The organism is Cellulosimicrobium cellulans (assembly GCF_042723955.1).
Taxonomy (GTDB): domain Bacteria; phylum Actinomycetota; class Actinomycetes; order Actinomycetales; family Cellulomonadaceae; genus Cellulosimicrobium; species Cellulosimicrobium cellulans_H.
On record NZ_JBHXIC010000013.1, the window covers coordinates 54,453 to 72,620 of the forward strand.

The window sequence follows — 18,168 nt, forward strand, 5'->3', positions numbered from 1 at the left end:
CCCTCCGCCCCGCGGTGCTGCTGCCCCCCCCCGCCCCCCCCCCCCCGCCCGCGGGCCCCCCCCCCCGCCCCCCACTTCTCCGCCCGCGTGCGGCTCGCGGGTGCGGTGGGCGGCAGGAGCGGACCGCGGATCCCGCGACCACGGCGGTCGCGACGTCGCGGCGCCGGGCCCTGGCCGCCCGGGCCGGGCGCGCGGGGCGGGATCACGAGCTCGTCGAACGAGACCGGGGGAGGGGTGGCGGCGCCGCGCCGCGACCAGCGGGCTCGGCGCCCTGCGCCGGCGGGCTCTGGCCGCGAGCCGGGGGAGGGAGTGTTGCCACGCACACGACGACTGTAGCCCGCCGACGCCCGGCGCAGCGCGCCCACCTGCGGGGCCGCGGGGTCCGGACGGCGTGTGCCGGCACCACGACACGCCCGGAGGGCGTAAGGTCAGCGCGTGAGATCCGTCAGGCAGTGCTCGCGCACGGCGTGCGTCCGTGCCGCCGTCGCGACCCTCACCTACGTCTACGCCGACTCCACGGCGGTCCTGGGCCCGCTCGCGCACCTCGCCGAGCCGCACAGCTACGACCTGTGCGCCGAGCACGCGGAGCGCCTCACCGCGCCGCGCGGCTGGGAGGTCGTGCGCCTGTCCCCGCAGTTCGTCGAGACCGGCCCGAGCGACGACGACCTGTCGGCGCTCGCGGACGCGGTGCGCGAGGCGGGCAAGGTCCGGACGGAGCCCGAACCGCCGGACGTCACCGAGGTCGGACGACGCGGCCACCTGCGCGTGCTGCGCGCCGAGGGCGACTGACCCGTCAGGCCCTGAGGGTGCGCACGAACGCGTCGACCTCGTCGGCGCGGGGGAGCGCACCGGCCTCGAGCGCGGCCCGCAGCGACGGGGCCGCGGCGTCCTTCGCGGAGAACGACGGGACGAGCACGTGCCCGTGCGGCCCGGTCGTCGGCCAGTCGATCGCCAGGTCCGGGTCGGTCGGGTCCACGCCGTGCTCACGCTCGGGCGCGTAGCCGCTCGAGCACAGGTAGACGACGGTCGACCCGTCCTCGAGCGCCATGAACGCGTGCCCCACGCCCTCCGGGAGGAAGACGGCGCGGCGCTCGTGCGCGTCGAGGGGCACCGCGTCCCAGCGTCCGAACGTGGGGGAACCGACCCGCAGGTCGACGACGACGTCGAGCACGGACCCCGCGACGCACGTCACGTACTTCGCCTGACCGGGCGGGACGTCGGCGTAGTGCACGCCGCGGACCACTCCGGCGGCCGACACCGACGCGTTCGCCTGTGCCAGGTCGAGGTCGCGTCCGGTCGCCTCGCGCAGGGCCGAGGCCGTGAACCACTCGAGGAAGACCCCGCGCTCGTCGGCGTGCTGGCGCGGCGTGAGCTCCCACGCGCCGGGGACGGTCAGCTCACGGGCGTTCATGCTGCTCCTCGATAGGGTGCGTGCGGAGGTGGTCGCGGTGCGATGGACGGTCACGGGTGCCGGGGGGATGCTCGGCACGGACCTCGTCGCCCTGCTGCGCTCCCGCGGGGAGGACGTCCGAGCGCTCGACCGTGCGGGCCTCGACGTCACGGACGCCGCGGCGGTCGACGCCGCGGTGCGCGGGGCGGACGTCGTCGTGAACGCGGCCGCGTACACGGCCGTCGACGCGGCGGAGGGGGACGAGCCCGGGGCGTTCGCCGTCAACGCGGTCGGCGCGCAGCACGTGGCACGGGCCGCCGCGGCCCGCGGCGCCCGGCTGGTCCACGTCTCGACGGACTACGTCTTCGACGGCGTCGCGCCGCCCGCCGGGCCCGGGTCGCCGTACGCGGAGGACGCCCCGCTCGCACCACGCTCGGCGTACGGGCGCTCCAAGGCTGCGGGCGAGTGGGCGGTGCGGTCCGAGCACCCCGGTGCGCTGGTCGTCCGCACGGCCTGGCTCTACGGCGCTCACGGCACGTGCTTCCCCCGCACGGTCGCCCGTCTCGCACGCGAACGCGGGTCGGTCGACGTCGTCGACGACCAGGTCGGTCAGCCGACGTGGACCGTGGACCTCGCCGACCTCGTGGTGCGCCTCGTCGGCGCCGGAGCACCCGGCGGTGCCTACCACGGGACGGCCCAGGGCCAGGCGTCGTGGTGGGAGCTCGCCCGGGAGGTGGTCGCGACCGTGGGGATCGACCCGGAGAGCGTCCGGCCGACGTCGAGCGCGGCCTTCGCCCGTCCCGCGCCCCGCCCCGCGTGGTCCGCGCTGGGGCACGACGCGCTGCGTCGCCACGGGGTGGAGCCGGTCGGGGACTGGCGCGAGCGGTGGCGTGCCGCCGCCCCGCTGGTGCTCGCCGGCCTCGAGGACGGTCCGGGGTCTCACGTGTCGAGCAGCGACAGCAGGTAGGTGCCGTAGCGCGACGGCGCGAGCGCGGTCGCGCGCTCGCGGAGCTCCTCGTCCGTGAGGAACCCGCGTCGCCAGGCGACCTCCTCCGGCGCCCCGATCTTCAGCCCCTGGCGGTTCTCGATCGTGCGGACGAAGTCGCTCGCGTCGAGCAGCGAGTCGACCGTCCCGGTGTCGAGCCAGGCCGTCCCGCGCGGCAGGACCTCGACCTGGAGGCGACCCTCGCGCAGGTAGTGCAGGTTGACGTCGGTGATCTCGTACTCCCCGCGCGCCGACGGCCGGAGCGAGCGTGCGACGTCGACCACGTCCGCCGAGTAGAAGTACAGGCCGGGGACCGCGTAGCTGCTCCGGGGCCGGGCCGGCTTCTCCTCGATGCTCAGCGCGCGCCCGGACTCGTCGAACTCGACCACGCCGTACGCCGTCGGGTCGGCGACGCGGTAGGCGAAGACGGCGCCGCCGTCGATCCCCGCGAAGCGCTGGAGCCGGTCGCCGAGACCCGGCCCGTAGAAGATGTTGTCGCCGAGGACGAGCGCCGCCGAGTCGCCGTCGAGGAAGTCGGCCCCGAGCACGAAGGCCTGGGCGAGGCCGTTGGGCTCGGCCTGCACGGCGTAGGAGATCGAGACGCCGAGCTGCGACCCGTCCCCGAGCAGGCGATGGAACGCCGCCGCGTCGTGCGGGGTCGTGATGACCAGCACGTCGCGGATCCCGGCGAGCAGGAGCGTCGAGAGCGGGTAGTAGACCATAGGCTTGTCGTAGACGGGCAGCAGCTGCTTGCTCACCCCGAGCGTGATCGGGTGCAGACGCGTGCCCGCGCCACCTGCCAGGACGATCCCCTTCATCCCGGCAGGCTCTCACGAGCAGGAGGGCCGGGGGAGGGTGAAATGCCGTGCGGCGCGCCGGTGCGCGCGGCCTCCGTCGCTAGACTCGCGGGCGGCAGGGGAACGGGTCGAGGAGGTCGTCGGTGCGGGTGCTCGTGACCGGCGGAGCCGGGTTCATCGGGGCGAACTTCGTGCGACGCACGGTCGAGACGCGGCCCGACGTCGACGTCGTCGTGCTCGACGCCCTCACCTACGCGGGCGACGAGCGGTCGCTGGACCCCGTGCGCGACAGAGTGGCGCTGGAGGTCGGCGACGTGGCCGACGCCGACCTCGTGGACCGGCTCGTCGCGTCGACCGACCTCGTGGTGCACTTCGCCGCCGAGTCGCACAACGACAACTCGCTCGCCGACCCGGCACCGTTCGTCCGGACCAACGTCGTCGGGACGTTCACCCTCCTCGAGGCCGTGCGTCGTCACGGGGTCCGGCTGCACCACGTCTCGACCGACGAGGTCTACGGGGACCTCGCGCTCGACGACCCGGGTCGCTTCACCGAGTCGACGCCGTACGACCCGTCCTCGCCCTACTCCTCGACCAAGGCGTCGAGCGACCTGCTCGTGCGCGCCTGGGTGCGCTCGTTCGGCGTGCGCGCGACGATCTCCAACTGCTCCAACAACTACGGCCCGTACCAGCACGTGGAGAAGTTCATCCCGCGGCAGATCACCAACCTCCTCGACGGGGGCCGGCCCAAGGTGTACGGCGCGGGTCAGAACGTCCGCGACTGGATCCACGTGGACGACCACAACGACGCGGTGTGGGCGATCGTCGAGCGGGGCGCCGTGGGCGAGACGTACCTCGTCGGGGCGGACGGCGAACGGTCCAACCTCGACGTCGTGGGCGACCTGCTCGAGATCTTCGGGCGCGACCGCGCCGACTACGACCTCGTCGCCGACCGAGCAGGGCACGACCTGCGCTACGCGATCGACGCCACGCGGCTGCGTACCGAGCTCGGCTGGGCGCCGCGTTACACGTCGTTCGCCGAGGGGATCGCTCGCACGGTCGACTGGTACCGCGCCAACGAGGCGTGGTGGCGTCCCGCGAAGGCGCGTACCGAGGCGCGGTACGCGGCCGGCGGCCAGTAGCGGGCGCCGCCGACCGGCGGCCGCCGTGGGCGCCGATAGGCTGGGGCGCGTGACGACCGACCTCTCCCACCTCATCAAGGCGTACGACGTCCGCGGCACCGTCCCGGACCAGCTGAACCCCCGGGTGGCAAAGGCCATCGGCGCCGCGTTCGCCCGCGCGGTGGCCCTGCCGGAGGCGCCCGTCGCGGCCGACGACGCGCCGGCCCGGGCGAGCGTCGTCGTCGGGCACGACATGCGCGACTCCGGGCCCGAGCTCGTCGAGGCGTTCGCCGCCGGCCTCACGGAGGCCGGGGTCGACGTCGTGCGGATCGGGCTGTGCTCCACGGACGGGCTCTACCACGCATCCGGCGCGCTGGGCATGCCGGGCGCCATGTTCACGGCGAGCCACAACCCGGCCGTCTACAACGGGATCAAGCTGTGCCGCGCGGGGGCGCGCCCGGTGGGTCAGGACTCAGGGCTCGCGGAGGTCCGCAGGCTCGCAGAGGGCTACCTCGGCGACGGCCTCCCGGCCGCCGCGGACGCGCCGGGTTCGGTCGCGGACCGCGACATGCTCGCGGACTACGCGGCGTTCCTGCGCTCGCTCGTCGACCTGTCCGGGATCCGGCCGCTCAAGGTCGTGGTCGACGCCGGGAACGGCATGGGTGGCTACACCGTGCCGGCCGTCCTGGGCACCGGCGCCGGCCTGCCCGCGCTGCCGCTCGACGTCGTGCCCCTGTACTTCGAGCTCGACGGCACGTTCCCGAACCACGAGGCGAACCCGCTCGACCCGCAGAACCTGCTCGACCTGCAGGCCGCCGTCGTGGAGCACGACGCCGACCTCGGGCTGGCGTTCGACGGCGACGCCGACCGCTGCTTCGTCGTCGACGAGCACGGCGACCCGGTGTCGCCGTCGGCGATCACGGCGCTCGTCGGGCTGCGCGAGGTCGCCAAGGAGGTCGAGGCGGGACGCACGCCGACCGTGATCCACAACCTCATCACCTCGCGTGCCGTGCCCGACTTCCTCGGTGCCGCGGGAGCACGGACCGTGCGCACGCGCGTCGGGCACTCGTTCATCAAGGCGCAGATGGCCGACAACGACGCCGTGTTCGGCGGCGAGCACAGCGCGCACTACTACTTCCGCGACTTCTTCTTCGCGGACACGGGGATGCTCGCGGCGATGCACGTGCTCGCCGCGCTCGGGTCGCAGCCGCACCCGCTCTCGGCGCTGGGGGAGATGTACGAGCCGTACGTCGCCTCGGGCGAGATCAACTCCACCGTGGCCGACGTGCCCGCGGCCCGTGCGCGCGTCGTCGAGGCCTACGTGACGCAGCAGGGTGGCGGACCGGTCGAGGTCGACGAGCTCGACGGGCTGACCGTCTCGCACTGGGACTCCCACCCGCAGTGGTGGTTCAACCTCCGGGCCTCGAACACGGAGCCGCTGCTGCGGCTCAACGTCGAGGCGGCCGACGAGGACATCATGGAGAAGGTGCGCGACGACGTCCTGTCGCTCGTGCGCGCGCACGACGACGAGGAGCGAGCATGAGCCTGCAGATCGACCCCTGGGTGCGCGAGGCCCTGCGCTGCCCCGTGACCGGCGCCCGCCTCGTGGACGGCACCGGCCCGTCCGGGGAGCCGGAGCTGCACTCCACCGACCCCGACCGCCCGCTCGCGTACCCGGTGCGCGACGGCATCCCGGTCCTGCTGGAGGACGACGCGCGCGAGCTCTGACCCGGCAGGACAGCAGCGTCGCAGTCGGTAGAGTCGGTCCGGTGCTCCGCTCGTCGGCGAGCCGGAGCGAGAGACGAAAGGACACACCGTGAGCAACGCGCCCCAGGTCGTCATCCTGGCCGCCGGGATGGGGACCCGCCTCGGGCGGCCGTTCCCCAAGCCGCTGACCGAGCTGAAGGACGGGCGCACGATCCTCGCCCAGCAGCTGGGCAACGTCCGCGGCGCCTTCGGCCGCGACGTCCAGGTGCTCGTCGTCGTCGGGTTCAAGCTCGAGCAGATCCTCGAGGCCGCGCCCGACGTGACGTTCGCGTACAACGAGATCTACGACCAGACGAACACGTCCAAGAGCCTGCTCAAGGCGCTGCGAGCCACCGGGGACCGGGGCGTCCTGTGGATGAACGGCGACGTCGTCTTCGACCCGCGCGTCCTCGAGCGGCTCAAGCCGTACATCGAGTCCGGGCAGTCGTTCGTCAGCGTCAACACCGCGGCGGTCGGCGACGAGGAGGTCAAGTACACCGTCGACGCCGACGGCCGGATCGACGAGCTCTCGAAGACCGTCCAGGGGGCGCTCGGCGAGGCGGTCGGTATCAACTTCGTCGCCCCTGCCGACAAGCCTGCGCTCGTGACGCGGCTCGCCGAGGTCGGCGACCAGGACTACTTCGAGCGCGGCATCGAGGTCGCGATCGAGAAGGACGGGCTCCAGGTGGTCCCCGTCGACGTCTCCGACCTGTACGCCGTCGAGGTGGACTTCGCCGAGGACCTCGAGCGGGCGAACGAGTTCCTCTGAGGACCGTCTGCGAGGTCCGTCCCAGGACGCACGAAGGGCCGGTCTCCGCACGGGAGACCGGCCCTTCGTCCGCTCGGCGTCAGCCCGCGCTCGGCGCCTTCGGCGACGTCCGGGGGAACTGGGGCTGCGGGTTGAACCGGATGCCGGCGAGGAGCTGCCGGACCATCTGGAGCTGGAGGCTGCGGGAGACCCCGCCCTGGCGCATCTTGCCGACCACGTTCTTCACGTAGGTGATCCACGAGAGCTTGCCCTCGTAGTGCCAGCGGTACGACGACTGGTTGCGGGCGCCGTACTTGAACTTCCAGACGTTCTGCGCGGTGATCTGGCCGTAGTTGACGCCCTTGTTGTCACCCATGTCGTGCACGACGTAGCTGTCGAGCACCTGGATGCCGGGACGCGTGCGCCCCGACAGGCGCTTCGTGTACTCCTTGTCGTCGTACCAGATGAAGTACTCGGCCAGGGGCAGCCCGTGCTCCTCGACCGTCCACCGGGGCAGCAGGACGGAGACGAACGTGCACTCGCGGACCTTGACCGCGTTCAGGCCCTGGACGAGGTAGCGCGGCCAGTCCCAGGTGGTCACGGCCTCGTTCATCTCGCACAGCTGACCGTCGACGAACTTGACGACGGAGCACGCGAAGGGCACGCGGTCGTGGACGTGCTCCTCGACCGCACGGTGCTCGTCGAGGAGCCGCTCGAGCGCGTCCGGCTCCGGGTAGCAGTCGTCGTCCATGATCCAGAAGAAGTCCGCCCCGAGCTCGTGGGCGCGGCGCAGGCCGGCGGCGAACCCGCCGGCGCCCCCGACGTTCTTCGGCAGCGACAGGACGTGGATGTCCTCGTCGTCCGCGATCGTGCGCAGGTAGTCGCCCGTGCCGTCCGTGGAGTCGTTGTCGACGAGCAGGATGGTCTGCGGGGGGACGCTCGACGCGCGGATCGCGGCGATGCCCTTCTTGAGCTTCTCGAGACGGTTGAACGTCACGACGACGGCTGCCACGTGGGGGGTCTGGGTCATAGGGATGCTCGCTGTTCCGTCGAGGTCGGGGCCGGGGCGGTGCGGGTCGGTCAGTCCACCGACCGAGGCGCGGCGAGCCGCGTCTCGACGATGTCGGTCAGCTCGGCGATGCGGACGTTGTCCCGGCGGCACTCGTCGATCTCCGCGCGCAGGTCGCGCACGTCCTCGCGCAGCTGGGCCAGCTCCTCGAGCACCTGCGCGTGGTTCGGCAGAGGCTTGCCGCGCAGCCGTGCCATGAGGGAAGGCGCCACACGGTCGCCGACGGCGATGATCTTCTGCTTCATGTCGTCCTCGTCTCAGCTCTGGGCTGCGGTGGTCAGGTACGTGAGCACGGGCTGCCGGACGCTGTCACGTGCGGTCCCGCGCAGGGGCGTGGTCCCGTGGAGGGACAGGCCCAGGGGGGCGAGCTCCTGCTCGATCTCGTCGAGCGTCAGGTGCCACGTCGTCGGGTCGCGGAACGTCACCTCGGGGTCCGGCACCGTGTCGACGACGAGCGCCACGACGCTCCCGGCTCGGACGTACTGTCGCAGGGTACGCCAGACGGTGGCCCGGCCGTGGTGGCCGAGGCGCTCCAGCAGGTGGTTGGCGAGCAGGTGGACACGCCCTTCCTCCTCGGCGAGGAGGGCGATCACGTCCGCGGCCTCGCGGAAGTCGATGAGGTTGCGGCGCAGCCACGTGACCCGCTCCGCCTCGGCGCCGTCGGTGAGGCTGCGGGCGCGCAGCAGCGCGGACTCCGCGTAGTCGACGGCGACCACCCGACGACCGTTCGCCGCCAGGTGTCGTGCCGCCGCGCCGGCCCCGCACCCCAGGTCGACCACCACGTCGCCATCCTCCGTGCGGGCGAGCAGGGCGTCCGCACCGCGCAGGTCCGTTCCGCTCCCGCTCGTCGGGTCGTAGAGGTAGCGGTCCTCCCAGAAGTCGCGCTGGAAGTTGTACGAGCCGAACCAGTTGCGGAAGCGGCGCGCGGTCGCCCGGGGCGTGCGCAGCTTGTACCCCGGGAGCGGAGTGCGCCAGTTCTCGTCGTAGTTGACGACGAGCCAGTCCTCCGGGACGGCCGGAGCGGGGTAGTCCCGACCCTCGAGCGTGACCGTCGAGAACGGGAGCATCGACTCCTGGCGCATCGGCCCGCGCACGTGGAACGGCTGGTTGATCTGGCCGTCCGGCGTGAAGAACGCCGTGAAGATGTCGATGTAGCCGTCGACGAGCCCGTCGTCGCGGCGGAACGTGATCTGCAGGTGCGCGTTGCTGTGCCGGACGACCTCGTACCCGCGCGACGTGAGGTCGGCCGCGATCCGGGCGTTCTCCAGGGAGAGGTCCGCGGGGTGGCTCAGCTCCGACAGGTAGGCGAGGTCGGCATCGTCGTCGTGCGGGAGGATGTGGCCCGAACGGACGGCACCGAGCAGCGTGCCGCCGACCACGAACGGCCGCAGACCGAGCTCGTGCAGGAGCTCGACGAGCACGTCCAGCCGGTCGAGCAGGCGCTGCTGCAGGCCCTCGTCCGCACCGTCGAACGTCTTGCCCAGCCGCCCCCACTTGTTGAGCGCGACGTGGCGCCCCAGGGCGTCCACGACCTCGACGGGCCGCGTGCTCCTGCCGAACCGCACGGAGGCGCTCCACAGGACGTCCCCGGTCGTGGAGTCGGCGACGTCGATGCGCGCCGTGCCGTCGAGGAACGGCGTGATCGGTGCGGGCCACGGGTGGTCGAGCCGCTCGCGGAGCGTCTCGTCCGAGACGAGGTCGATCGACCACACCCGGTGGTCGTTGACGAGGACGTCGAGGGAGGAGACATGGTCCGGAACGCGTGCGGGGAGCCGGAGGAGGGTGCGGCTCGCGCGCAGCTCGCGGGACGTCGTGGTGGGACGACGCGGCATGGGTGCCCTTCGGATCGGGGGTCTCGACGAGTGCCGCGGGGACAGGAGGACCGCCCCGAGGCCGACCCGAGTTTACGTCAGTGTCGTGCGGCGGACCTGTCCCCGACGTGTTCGTGAACGCGATCTGCACATTCTGTGAACCGCGCCGATTTCGCCCGTCCCGAACGGTCGGCCCGGTAGCCTGTGCCATCGAGCCGACGCGCCGCCTCAGCAGGCGCTGCGCACGTCTTCGGCCGTCCGGATCTTCGACCCATCCTGCGAGGCGCCCACCGTGATCACCGTCCAGCACGTCGTCTACCCCACGGATCTGGACAAGCTCCCGTTGTACGTCGAGAGCCCTCGGGGGGCGACGTCGTCGATCGACGTGGTCTCGCGCCGCACGGCCCGTCTGGTCGCCGGGAGCGACGTCTCGTTCGCCTCCTACTTCAACGCCTTCCCCCTGATGCACTGGGCGGCGAACACCACGGTGACGTCCGTGACGCTGGAGATCGAGCTGGCCGGACGTGGACAGGTCCGCCTCGTGCGCACGGACGCCCGCGGGCACGCCACGCGGCTCGAGGCGGTCCGGTTCGACGGCGAGGAGACCGTCCGGCTCGAGGTGGCCACGGCGGGGGCGGCCGACGGCGGCTGGTGCTGGTTCGAGATCACCGCGTCGACCGACGTCGAGATCGGCCCCGGGCGCTGGGAGGTGGACGGGCCCGCGGCGGACGGCACGGTGACCGTGGCCGTGACGACCTTCAACAAGCCGGACTACTGCGTGCGGACGCTGCGGGCGCTGGGCACGGACGACGACGTGCGCCAGGTCCTGGACCGGGTCGTCGTCGTGGACCAGGGCACCCAGAAGGTCGCGGCGGAGCCGGGCTTCGAGGAGGCGCGCGAGGGCCTCGGCGACCGCCTGCAGATCGTGGACCAGCCCAACCTCGGCGGCTCGGGCGGCTTCTCGCGCGGCATGCTCGAGGCGGTCGCGCACGGCTCCACGCACGTCATGCTCCTCGACGACGACGTCGCGGTCGAGCCGGAGAGCATCTTCCGTGCCGTGCGCTTCGCGGACGCCTGCTCGCGGCCCACCATCGTCGGCGGCCACATGTTCGACATGTACCGCCCCACCAACCTGCACGCGGTGAGCGAGATCGTGCAGCAGTCCAACTTCATGTGGGGACCCGCGGACCCCGACCACCGTCTCGTCGACTTCTCGGACGAGTCGCTGCGTGCGACGCGCTGGCTGCACCGCAGGCCGCGCGCCGACTACAACGGCTGGTGGATGTGCCTGATCCCGACGGCCGTCGTCCGTGAGATCGGGCTGTCGATGCCGTACTTCATCAAGTGGGACGACGCGGAGTACGGGTTGCGCGCCAAGGCGGCCGGCGTCCCGACGGTCTCGCTCCCCGGCGTCGCGCTGTGGCACATCACGTGGCAGGACAAGGACGACGCGATCGACTGGCAGGCGTACTTCCACGCCCGCAACCGCGTGGTCTCGGGGCTGATCCACTCGGGCGAGGAGCACGGCGGCGCGCTGCTCGCGGACAGCAGCCGGCTCAACCTCAAGCACCTCCTCTCGATGCAGTACTACGCCGTGACGCTCCGCAACGCGGCCCTCCGCGACGTGCTGAAGGGCCCGGGCGAGCTCCACGCGACGATGGGGACGCGGCTCGGTGAGCTGCGGGCGCTGGCCAAGGAGTTCGGCGAGGCCCGGAGCTACACCGTCGACGCCCCGGCCCCGGTGCCGGCCCGCAAGGACGTGCCGCCCACCGCCCGCAAGCACGGTCCCCGAGGTGCGGCGCTCGCGGTCTTCACGCTGCGCTCCGTCGCGCGTCAGCTCCTCGTCCCCGTGCGCCCCGAGAAGCGGAGCCGTCCTGACGCCCAGCTCGAGCGGGGCCAGGGCGTCTGGTGGGAGCTGCCGCGGTACGACAGCGTGCTCGTTCTCGCCGGCGAGGACCGCACGGGGAACTGGTACGTGCGAGACCGCAAGGCGTTCGTCGCGCTCTGGCGCGAGTCGCTCGCGCTGCACCGCGAGCTCAAGCGGCGCTGGCCCGAGGTGCAGAAGGCGTACCGCGACCAGGCGTCCGCGCTCGTCGCCCCCTCGGCCTGGCGCGCGACGATCGGGATCACCGATGGCGACGACTGACCGTCCGTCCGCGGGTTCCCGCGACGGTAGGGTGTGCGACGGCCTCGGGTGCGAGGCGTCCAGCGCGTGGAGGAACAAGTGAGTGATACAGGCGTCGGCGCGGCCGTGAACAGGCCGATGGCGCTGTGGAGGGCTCGTTCGGTCCTGGGTCTCCTGGTCCGGCGTGATCTCAAGGTCCGGTACGCGGACTCGCTGCTCGGGTACTTCTGGTCGATCCTCGACCCGTTGCTCATGGCGGCCGTCTACTGGTTCGTCTTCACCAAGATCTTCCCGCGCTCGGTCGGGGAAGAGCCCTACATCATCTTCCTGCTTGCCGCGCTGCTGCCCTGGACCTGGTTCCAGAACTGCGTGGGCGACAGCGCCAACTCGCTCCAGCACGACTCCCGACTGGTGCGGTCGACCCGGCTTCCCCGTGAGGTCTGGCCGTTGCGCGTCGTGCTGTCGAAGACGGTGGAGTTTGGCTTCTCGATGCCCGTTCTGGCTGCGTTCCTGCTCATCTTCCGGCCGGAGATCAACGGTCACATCTGGCTCTTCCCGGTGGCGATCGTCATGCAGCTCGTCCTCCTCTCCGGGGTCGGACTGCTGCTGGCGCCGCTCCAGGTGCTCCTGCGCGACATCGAGCCGCTCATCCGGGTCGCGATGCGCGTGCTCTTCTACGCCTCGCCCGTGCTGTACGGGATCCAGGACGTGTACAACGCGAACATCCCGCAGGTCCTCAAGACGCTCTACCTGCTCAACCCCATGAGCGGGATCATCACGGCGTTCCGGGCGGGGTTCTTCCCCGACGCCGTGCACTGGGACGCGATCGCGATCGCCGGCGGGGTCTCGGTGTTCACCCTCGTGCTCGGCTGGATCGTCTTCGCGCGGACCGAGCGTTCCATGCTGAAGGAGCTGTGATGGCGGCGACCACGTTCACCGGGCTGCCCGACCCCATCATCTCGGTGAAGGACGTCGGCGTGCAGTTCGACCGCGGGCGCCGCAGCGCGGGCCTGCGGCAGATGATCCTGCGTCGTGACAAGGGCCCGGCCCGCGACTCGTTCTGGGCGCTGCGCAACGTCTCGTTCGACGTCTCGCCGGGCGAGGCGATCGGGGTGATCGGGCGGAACGGGCAGGGCAAGTCCACGCTCCTCAAGGTCGTCACGGGCGTCCTCCTCCCCGACGAGGGCCGGGCGACGGTGAAGGCCGACGTGTCCCCGCTCATCGAGATCACGGGCGGGTTCGTCCCCGACCTCACGGGCCGGGAGAACATCTACCTCGCCGCCGGCCTGCACGGGATGTCGAAGAAGGAGATCGACGAGCGCTTCGACGAGATCGTCGACTTCGCCGAGATCCACAAGTTCCTCGACTCGCCGTACCGGCACTACTCCTCGGGGATGCAGGTTCGTCTCGCGTTCTCCGTGGTCTCGCAGCTCGACGGTCCCATCCTGCTCGTGGACGAGGTCCTGGCGGTCGGGGACAAGGCCTTCCGCGACAAGTGCTACCAGCGGATCGGCGAGCTGCTCTCCGCCGGGCGCACCCTGTTCCTCGTCTCGCACAACAACGACGACCTGCGGCGGTTCTGCACGCGCGGGCTCTACCTGCGCGCCGGTGAGCTGCGCGCCGACGGACCGCTCGACGACGTCCTGGAGCAGTACGCGAAGGAGCGTTGACCGGGGCGCGAACGCCGCCGGAAGCACCGAGGTGAGGTCGCGGGAGCTCGTCGTCGCGGCCGCGCGGCGGACGGCGGGCGTCGCGGAACGGGTGGGGCCGCACCGGCGCGGTGCGCCTGCGCGCCGCGTCGGTTGAGTCCTCGACGGGTCCGCGTGGCATGGTGGAGGGCGACGTCCGACTAGTCTGTGTGGTCGCGGCGGACGGCTCCCGTCCCCGCGATCCCCGTAGATCGAGCGTCCACGGCCTGCGTGCGTCCCCGCACCAGCGCTCGGGCGTCGCGAACGTCACCGTCCCGGAGCAGAACCCCATGACCACAGTCGTCCGTCACGCACGGCCCGTGTCCTCGGCGCCCACCGCGGTGGGCGGTGGGTCGGGCGACCAGCGAACCGACATTCAAGGTCTGCGCGCGATCGCGGTGCTCGCCGTTCTGCTCTACCACCTGTGGCCGAAGCGCCTGACGGGCGGATTCGTGGGCGTCGACGTGTTCTTCGTGATCTCCGGGTTCCTCATCACGTCGCACCTGCTGCGCCGTCCGATCCGCTCCGGCCACGACCTCCTGGGGTTCTGGGCGCGGCGTGTCCGCCGACTGATCCCGGCGGCGAGCCTGGTCCTCCTCGTGACTCTCGTCGCCTCCGTGGTCTGGCTCCCCGAGACGGTTCGCGCGACGGTCTCTCGCGAGGTCCTCGCGTCGGCCTTCTACGTGGAGAACTGGGCGCTCGCGTGGTCCTCGACGGACTACCTGGCAGCCGAGGCCATGCACACCCCGGTCCAGCACTACTGGTCGCTCTCCGTCGAGGAGCAGTTCTACATCGTCTGGCCCGTTCTCCTCGGCCTGGCCGTGGCGGTCGGCGCACGGTGGCGTCGTGGCGTGGTGTGGGCCCCCGCGGCCGTCGTCAGTGCCGTCGTCGCCGCCTCGTTCGCGTGGTCCGTGCACCTCACCGTATCCAACCCCGCCGCCGCGTACTTCGTCTCGACGACGCGGTTCTGGGAGCTCGGCATCGGGGCACTCCTCGCGACGCTCCTCGTGGGGTTCCCGGTGCGTCTCCCCGCGGCCGCCCGCGCGGTGATGGCCTGGGTCGGGCTCGCCATGATCGGCGTGGCCGTGCTGACCTTCACGGCGTCGACACCCTTCCCCGGCGCGAGCGCGGCGCTCCCGACGGTCGGGACCGCGCTCGTCATCGCCGCTGCGGCGGACGGCGTCACGGCGGGTCCCGGCCGTGCCCTGGGGATGCGGCCGGTCCAGTGGGTCGGTGACGTGTCGTACTCCCTGTACCTCTGGCACTGGCCGTTGATCGTGATCGCCCCGTTCGCCCTGGGGCACGACCTCGCCTGGCCGGAGAAGATCGTCCTGCTCATCGCTGCCGGTCTGCTCGCGGTCCTCTCGAAGCGTCTGATCGAGGACCCGCTGCGCTCGGGCCGACGGATCACGCGTGGCCTGCGGCCGACGTTCCTCGTGCTGCTCGCCTGTCTCGTGGTGGTGGGCGGAGCGGCTGGGGCGGTGTACGCGAAGTCGCAGTACGACGCGCGGGCCGCGGAGTCGGCGGCCCAGGAGGCGGCGGAGCGGGCCGCGCAGTGCCTGGGAGCCGGTGCCGTGCGGGACTCCTCCTGCGACCTGGTGGGGGACGAGCTCGTCACGACGCCGGCCTTCGCGAAGACGGACATGCCGGTCGTCTACGAGGACGACTGCTGGAACCTGCATCCGTTCGACACACGCATCTCGTGCACCTACGGCAGCGACGACCCCGAGGCGCGCGTGGCGGTCGTCGGCAACTCCCACGCGGGGCACTGGGTGCCTGCGATGCTTCCCGCGATCGAAGCCGACCGCTGGCAGCTCACGACGTTCCTCCAGTCGAACTGCTACACGGTCGAGGTGCCCATCGTCTTCTCCGACCCCAAGGCCGTCGAGGGCTGCGTGGCGATCAACCGATGGGCGATCGACGAGGTCTCCAGCGGGGAGTACGACCTCGTGGTCATGTCCGACCGGTCGTGGGAGCAGCTGGTCGGGGTGCCCCGGGAGAAGAAGGACGACACCGCACGGGACTCCTACGCCGTGGTCCTCGAGCGGATCACCTCCTCCGGCACCCCGGTGCTCGTCGTGCGCGACACCCCGGCCGCCTCCGTCGACGTCCCCGACTGCCTGGCGGCAGACCCTCAGGACATCTCGGACTGCGGCATGACGCTCGAGCAGGGACTGGAACGGGACCCCCTCGCCGAGGCGGCGGAGGCGGACACGAGCGGTCTCGTCACCGTCCTCGACCTCAACGACACGATCTGCCCGGAGGGCTTCTGCTCGCCGGTGATCGGCGGTGTCATCACCTACTTCGACCATGGTCACCTGTCGGCGACGTTCGCCTCCACGATGGCGCCCGAGATGACCGCGGCGCTCGAGTCGCGCATCCGCCGGTCGTGAGGAGTTGTCATCTGGCGTGGTCGACGGCGTCGGCGAGCCGGTCCTTGAGCAGCAGCGCGTACTGCTTGTTGAGATGGTCGCGGTCGGCGTAGACCGGGAGACCGCCGACCACGGCGTAGCAGCGGTCCGCGTCGCAGAACTGGTCGGTGAGGTCGATCCGTACGAGTCGCCCGGGCCCGTCGCTCGGCATGCTCGCCGCCTCGAGCATCGGGTCGGCGGGCTGGGCGACGCCCCGGTCGACTGCGCACTCGACCGGTGACTGCGGGTTGAGGATCGCGCAGTCCTTGACGCGGACCATGCCGTTCATCGGCGGGTCGCCGAGCACGTACACGTCGGTCCCGGCCTCGAGCCATGGCTGCCAGTACGAGCGGAACCCCTCGACGTACTGCTCGGTCGCGCTCCGGCCCGTGCCGTCGTCGACCTGCTCCGCGCGCGCGAAGCTCGACGTGAACACCATGTCCGGGCGCTCGTGGGCGATCTCGGCCTGGACGGCCTCGCGCCACGCCGCGCACCGTCGGAGCTTCTCGGGAGTCGCCGGGTTCCCCCGGTAGCCGACGTACGCGACGTCCGCGGACGGGCACGCGCCCAGAAGGCTCATGGTGACGTCCCAGCCTTGTTCGCTGGCGATCTGCAGCAACGGAGCCTGCCATTGCTGCGCGTGCGAGTCTCCGACGAGCCAGACCTGCGTCGCCTCGGGGTCACCGCCGCTGAAGTCGCACTCGCGCGTGGTCTTGGTGCCCTCCACCTCGAGCCGGGTGCCGATCTCGCCGCACTCCGTGTGGTCGACGACGTAGTACTTGCCGTCCTCTCCGACGACCGGGTTGATCGCAGGTCCGAAGGGATCCGCGCACGGCGCGCCGGGGGCGAGCGCAGCCGGCCCGTGGCACGCCGCGTGGGCAGCCGCCGCCTCCTGCGCCGCGCGCTCCGCCTCGGCCGCGGAGCGTCCCGCGGCGGCGTGCAGGCCCAGGGCGAGCGTGCCGACGATCGCCATGCCCGCCAGCATGAGGACGAACGACCGTCGTGGCCGGACGGACGCCCAGCGCCACGTCCGTCCCTTGTCCTCGACCAGGACCTTGGTGACCCACGCGAGCACGACGGACGCGACGGCGATGCCGAGCTTGTCCACGGTCGTGAGCGACCGGCTCAGCGCGAACGGAGCCACGACGATCAGGGGCCAGTGCCACAGGTAGACGGAGTAGGAGACGTCACCGAGGACCTGGACCGGGCGCAGCGCCGTGACCCGGTCGTGGAGCAGCGGACGGCGCTCGGTCCCGGCCAGGATCACGGCGGCGGTGCCGAGCGCGGGGACCGCGGCGAGCCACCCGGGGAACGGCGTGGCGTGGTCGTAGAGGAGCGCGGTGGCGCCGATGGCCGCGAACCCGGCCAGCGCGAGCACGTTCGCCGCCGCGCCGTGCAGCCGTACCCGGGTCGCGCCGAGCGCGAGGAGACCACCGAGCGCGAACTCCCAGAACCGGACCGGGGTGACGAAGTACGCCTCGCTCGGGGAGCGCACCGTCATGACGATGCTCAGCACGAGCGAGAGCGCGCCGACGACGAGGACCCCCGTCGCGACGACGCGCCGCGGCCGGGTGGCCCCGCGCGACCCTCGGACGGCGAGGAGGTACAGGCCGAGCAGCAGGAGCGGCCACAGCAGGTAGAACTGCTCCTCGACCGACAGCGACCAGTAGTGCTGCGCGACCGTGGCGTCGTCGTTGAGCGCGGAGTAGTTCACGGAGCGCGCGGCGAGCGCCCAGTTCTCGACGTAGAACGCGGACGCCGCGATCTCCTGCGCGCTGCGTGACCACGCCGTGTACGGCAGGAAGGCCCAGACGGCGACGGCGGAGACCGCCAGGACGAGGAGCGCCGCCGGGAGGAGGCGACGGACGCGGCGCGCGTAGAACGTCGCGAGCCGGACGCGCCCGGTCGAGAGCAGCTCCTTGAGCAGGTGCGACGTGATGAGGAAGCCGGAGATGACGAAGAAGACGTCCACGCCGACGTAGCCGCCCGGGAGCCGGTTGGGCCAGAGGTGGTTGAGGACGACCGCCCCGACCGCGATCGCGCGGAGCGCCTGGACGTCCGTCCGGGGCGCTGCCGGCGTGCCGCCGGACGCACGGGGCGCGGCGTGCCGCGGTGGGTGCGTGCGGAGCTCGGTCTGGGGAGAGGTCACCGCACGATGATAGAGAGGTGGGGGGGGGGGGGGGGGCGCGGGCGGGGGGGGGGGGGGGGGGCCGCGCGGCGGGGGGACGCGCCAGGAGAAGAAAACACAACAAGGAGCGCCAACAGATTGAGATAGAGAGG

16 protein-coding genes are annotated in these 18,168 nt (G+C 72.1%); 10 read left to right on the top strand and 6 right to left on the bottom strand.

Annotation, left to right across the window (positions count from 1 at the left end; translation table 11 throughout):
- Positions 1 to 435: 435 nt before the first annotated feature.
- Positions 436 to 789, top strand: coding sequence for a DUF3499 domain-containing protein (locus ACFWH7_RS05780; protein WP_047232115.1), 354 nt, complete (start codon positions 436 to 438; stop codon positions 787 to 789).
- 4 nt (positions 790 to 793) lie between these two features.
- Here ACFWH7_RS05780 and ACFWH7_RS05785 read toward each other — a convergent pair whose 3' ends face one another.
- Positions 794 to 1,411, bottom strand: coding sequence for a dTDP-4-dehydrorhamnose 3,5-epimerase family protein (locus ACFWH7_RS05785; RefSeq protein WP_378215513.1), 618 nt, complete (start codon positions 1,409 to 1,411; stop codon positions 794 to 796).
- Positions 1,412 to 1,448: 37 nt separating this feature from the next.
- Here ACFWH7_RS05785 and rfbD point away from each other — a divergent pair, with 37 nt between their 5' ends.
- On the top strand, positions 1,449 to 2,357 hold the full coding sequence (gene rfbD, locus ACFWH7_RS05790) for a dTDP-4-dehydrorhamnose reductase (protein WP_378215514.1): 909 nt from the start codon (positions 1,449 to 1,451) through the stop codon (positions 2,355 to 2,357).
- On the opposite strand, the gene rfbA is transcribed toward rfbD, so the two are convergent.
- The gene (rfbA, locus tag ACFWH7_RS05795) at positions 2,330 to 3,193 is read right to left on the bottom strand and encodes a glucose-1-phosphate thymidylyltransferase RfbA (RefSeq protein WP_237843462.1); all 864 of its coding nucleotides are present in this window, start codon (positions 3,191 to 3,193) and stop codon (positions 2,330 to 2,332) included. The genes rfbD and rfbA overlap by 28 nt on opposite strands.
- A gap of 122 nt (positions 3,194 to 3,315) precedes the next feature.
- Between rfbA and rfbB the strand changes: the two genes are divergently transcribed.
- The 4 genes from rfbB (at position 3,316) to ACFWH7_RS05815 (ending at position 6,805) form a co-directional block, all read left to right on the top strand.
- Positions 3,316 to 4,311: a dTDP-glucose 4,6-dehydratase gene (gene rfbB, locus ACFWH7_RS05800; RefSeq protein WP_277512060.1), complete on the top strand. Its 996-nt coding sequence runs from the start codon at positions 3,316 to 3,318 to the stop codon at positions 4,309 to 4,311.
- A 49-nt stretch (positions 4,312 to 4,360) separates the two neighbouring features.
- Positions 4,361 to 5,833 carry a phosphomannomutase/phosphoglucomutase gene (locus tag ACFWH7_RS05805; protein ID WP_141389179.1) on the top strand — a complete coding sequence of 491 codons (1,473 nt, stop codon included), beginning with the start codon at positions 4,361 to 4,363 and terminating at the stop codon, positions 5,831 to 5,833.
- The gene (locus ACFWH7_RS05810; RefSeq protein ID WP_141389178.1) at positions 5,830 to 6,018 is read left to right on the top strand and encodes a Trm112 family protein; all 189 of its coding nucleotides are present in this window, start codon (positions 5,830 to 5,832) and stop codon (positions 6,016 to 6,018) included. Before ACFWH7_RS05805 ends, ACFWH7_RS05810 begins: the two co-directional genes overlap by 4 nt.
- A gap of 88 nt (positions 6,019 to 6,106) precedes the next feature.
- The gene (locus tag ACFWH7_RS05815) at positions 6,107 to 6,805 is read left to right on the top strand and encodes a phosphocholine cytidylyltransferase family protein (protein WP_255318723.1); all 699 of its coding nucleotides are present in this window, start codon (positions 6,107 to 6,109) and stop codon (positions 6,803 to 6,805) included.
- A 79-nt stretch (positions 6,806 to 6,884) separates the two neighbouring features.
- Here ACFWH7_RS05815 and ACFWH7_RS05820 read toward each other — a convergent pair whose 3' ends face one another.
- From ACFWH7_RS05820 to ACFWH7_RS05830, 3 genes are read right to left on the bottom strand one after another with little or no spacing between them, the layout of a single operon-like run.
- Positions 6,885 to 7,814 carry a glycosyltransferase family 2 protein gene (locus tag ACFWH7_RS05820; RefSeq protein WP_378215515.1) on the bottom strand — a complete coding sequence of 310 codons (930 nt, stop codon included), beginning with the start codon at positions 7,812 to 7,814 and terminating at the stop codon, positions 6,885 to 6,887.
- A 50-nt stretch (positions 7,815 to 7,864) separates the two neighbouring features.
- Positions 7,865 to 8,098, bottom strand: coding sequence for a DUF6752 domain-containing protein (locus ACFWH7_RS05825; protein ID WP_277512064.1), 234 nt, complete (start codon positions 8,096 to 8,098; stop codon positions 7,865 to 7,867).
- A 12-nt stretch (positions 8,099 to 8,110) separates the two neighbouring features.
- Positions 8,111 to 9,685: a methyltransferase domain-containing protein gene (locus tag ACFWH7_RS05830; protein WP_378215516.1), complete on the bottom strand. Its 1,575-nt coding sequence runs from the start codon at positions 9,683 to 9,685 to the stop codon at positions 8,111 to 8,113.
- A 271-nt stretch (positions 9,686 to 9,956) separates the two neighbouring features.
- On the opposite strand from ACFWH7_RS05830, the gene ACFWH7_RS05835 reads away from it, so the two are divergent.
- The 4 genes from ACFWH7_RS05835 to ACFWH7_RS05850 all read left to right on the top strand — a co-directional run bounded on the left by ACFWH7_RS05835 (position 9,957) and on the right by ACFWH7_RS05850 (position 15,870).
- Positions 9,957 to 11,810, top strand: coding sequence for a glycosyltransferase (locus ACFWH7_RS05835; RefSeq protein WP_378215517.1), 1,854 nt, complete (start codon positions 9,957 to 9,959; stop codon positions 11,808 to 11,810).
- Between the two features lie 78 nt (positions 11,811 to 11,888).
- Positions 11,889 to 12,707, top strand: a complete 819-nt coding sequence (locus tag ACFWH7_RS05840; RefSeq protein ID WP_378215518.1) for an ABC transporter permease — start codon at positions 11,889 to 11,891, stop codon at positions 12,705 to 12,707.
- Complete coding sequence (locus tag ACFWH7_RS05845) at positions 12,707 to 13,459, top strand: ABC transporter ATP-binding protein (protein ID WP_378215519.1); 753 nt, start codon at positions 12,707 to 12,709, stop codon at positions 13,457 to 13,459. Before ACFWH7_RS05840 ends, ACFWH7_RS05845 begins: the two co-directional genes overlap by 1 nt.
- A gap of 308 nt (positions 13,460 to 13,767) precedes the next feature.
- Complete coding sequence (locus tag ACFWH7_RS05850) at positions 13,768 to 15,870, top strand: acyltransferase family protein (protein WP_378215521.1); 2,103 nt, start codon at positions 13,768 to 13,770, stop codon at positions 15,868 to 15,870.
- A 7-nt stretch (positions 15,871 to 15,877) separates the two neighbouring features.
- On the opposite strand, the gene ACFWH7_RS05855 is transcribed toward ACFWH7_RS05850, so the two are convergent.
- Positions 15,878 to 18,037: an acyltransferase family protein gene (locus ACFWH7_RS05855; protein ID WP_378215522.1), complete on the bottom strand. Its 2,160-nt coding sequence runs from the start codon at positions 18,035 to 18,037 to the stop codon at positions 15,878 to 15,880.
- Positions 18,038 to 18,168: the final 131 nt, after the last annotated feature.

Bases quoted from the DNA above. Each gene is read 5' to 3' on its own strand.
- ACFWH7_RS05830 (WP_378215516.1), bottom strand. From the start codon at position 9,685: ATGCCGCGTCGTCCCACCACGACGTCCCGCGAGCTGCGCGCGAGCCGC.
- ACFWH7_RS05825 (WP_277512064.1), bottom strand. From the start codon at position 8,098: ATGAAGCAGAAGATCATCGCCGTCGGCGACCGTGTGGCGCCTTCCCTC.
- ACFWH7_RS05820 (WP_378215515.1), bottom strand. From the start codon at position 7,814: ATGACCCAGACCCCCCACGTGGCAGCCGTCGTCGTGACGTTCAACCGT.
- rfbA (WP_237843462.1), bottom strand. From the start codon at position 3,193: ATGAAGGGGATCGTCCTGGCAGGTGGCGCGGGCACGCGTCTGCACCCG.
- ACFWH7_RS05785 (WP_378215513.1), bottom strand. From the start codon at position 1,411: ATGAACGCCCGTGAGCTGACCGTCCCCGGCGCGTGGGAGCTCACGCCG.
- ACFWH7_RS05810 (WP_141389178.1), top strand. From the start codon at position 5,830: ATGAGCCTGCAGATCGACCCCTGGGTGCGCGAGGCCCTGCGCTGCCCC.
- ACFWH7_RS05845 (WP_378215519.1), top strand. From the start codon at position 12,707: ATGGCGGCGACCACGTTCACCGGGCTGCCCGACCCCATCATCTCGGTG.
- ACFWH7_RS05850 (WP_378215521.1), top strand. From the start codon at position 13,768: ATGACCACAGTCGTCCGTCACGCACGGCCCGTGTCCTCGGCGCCCACC.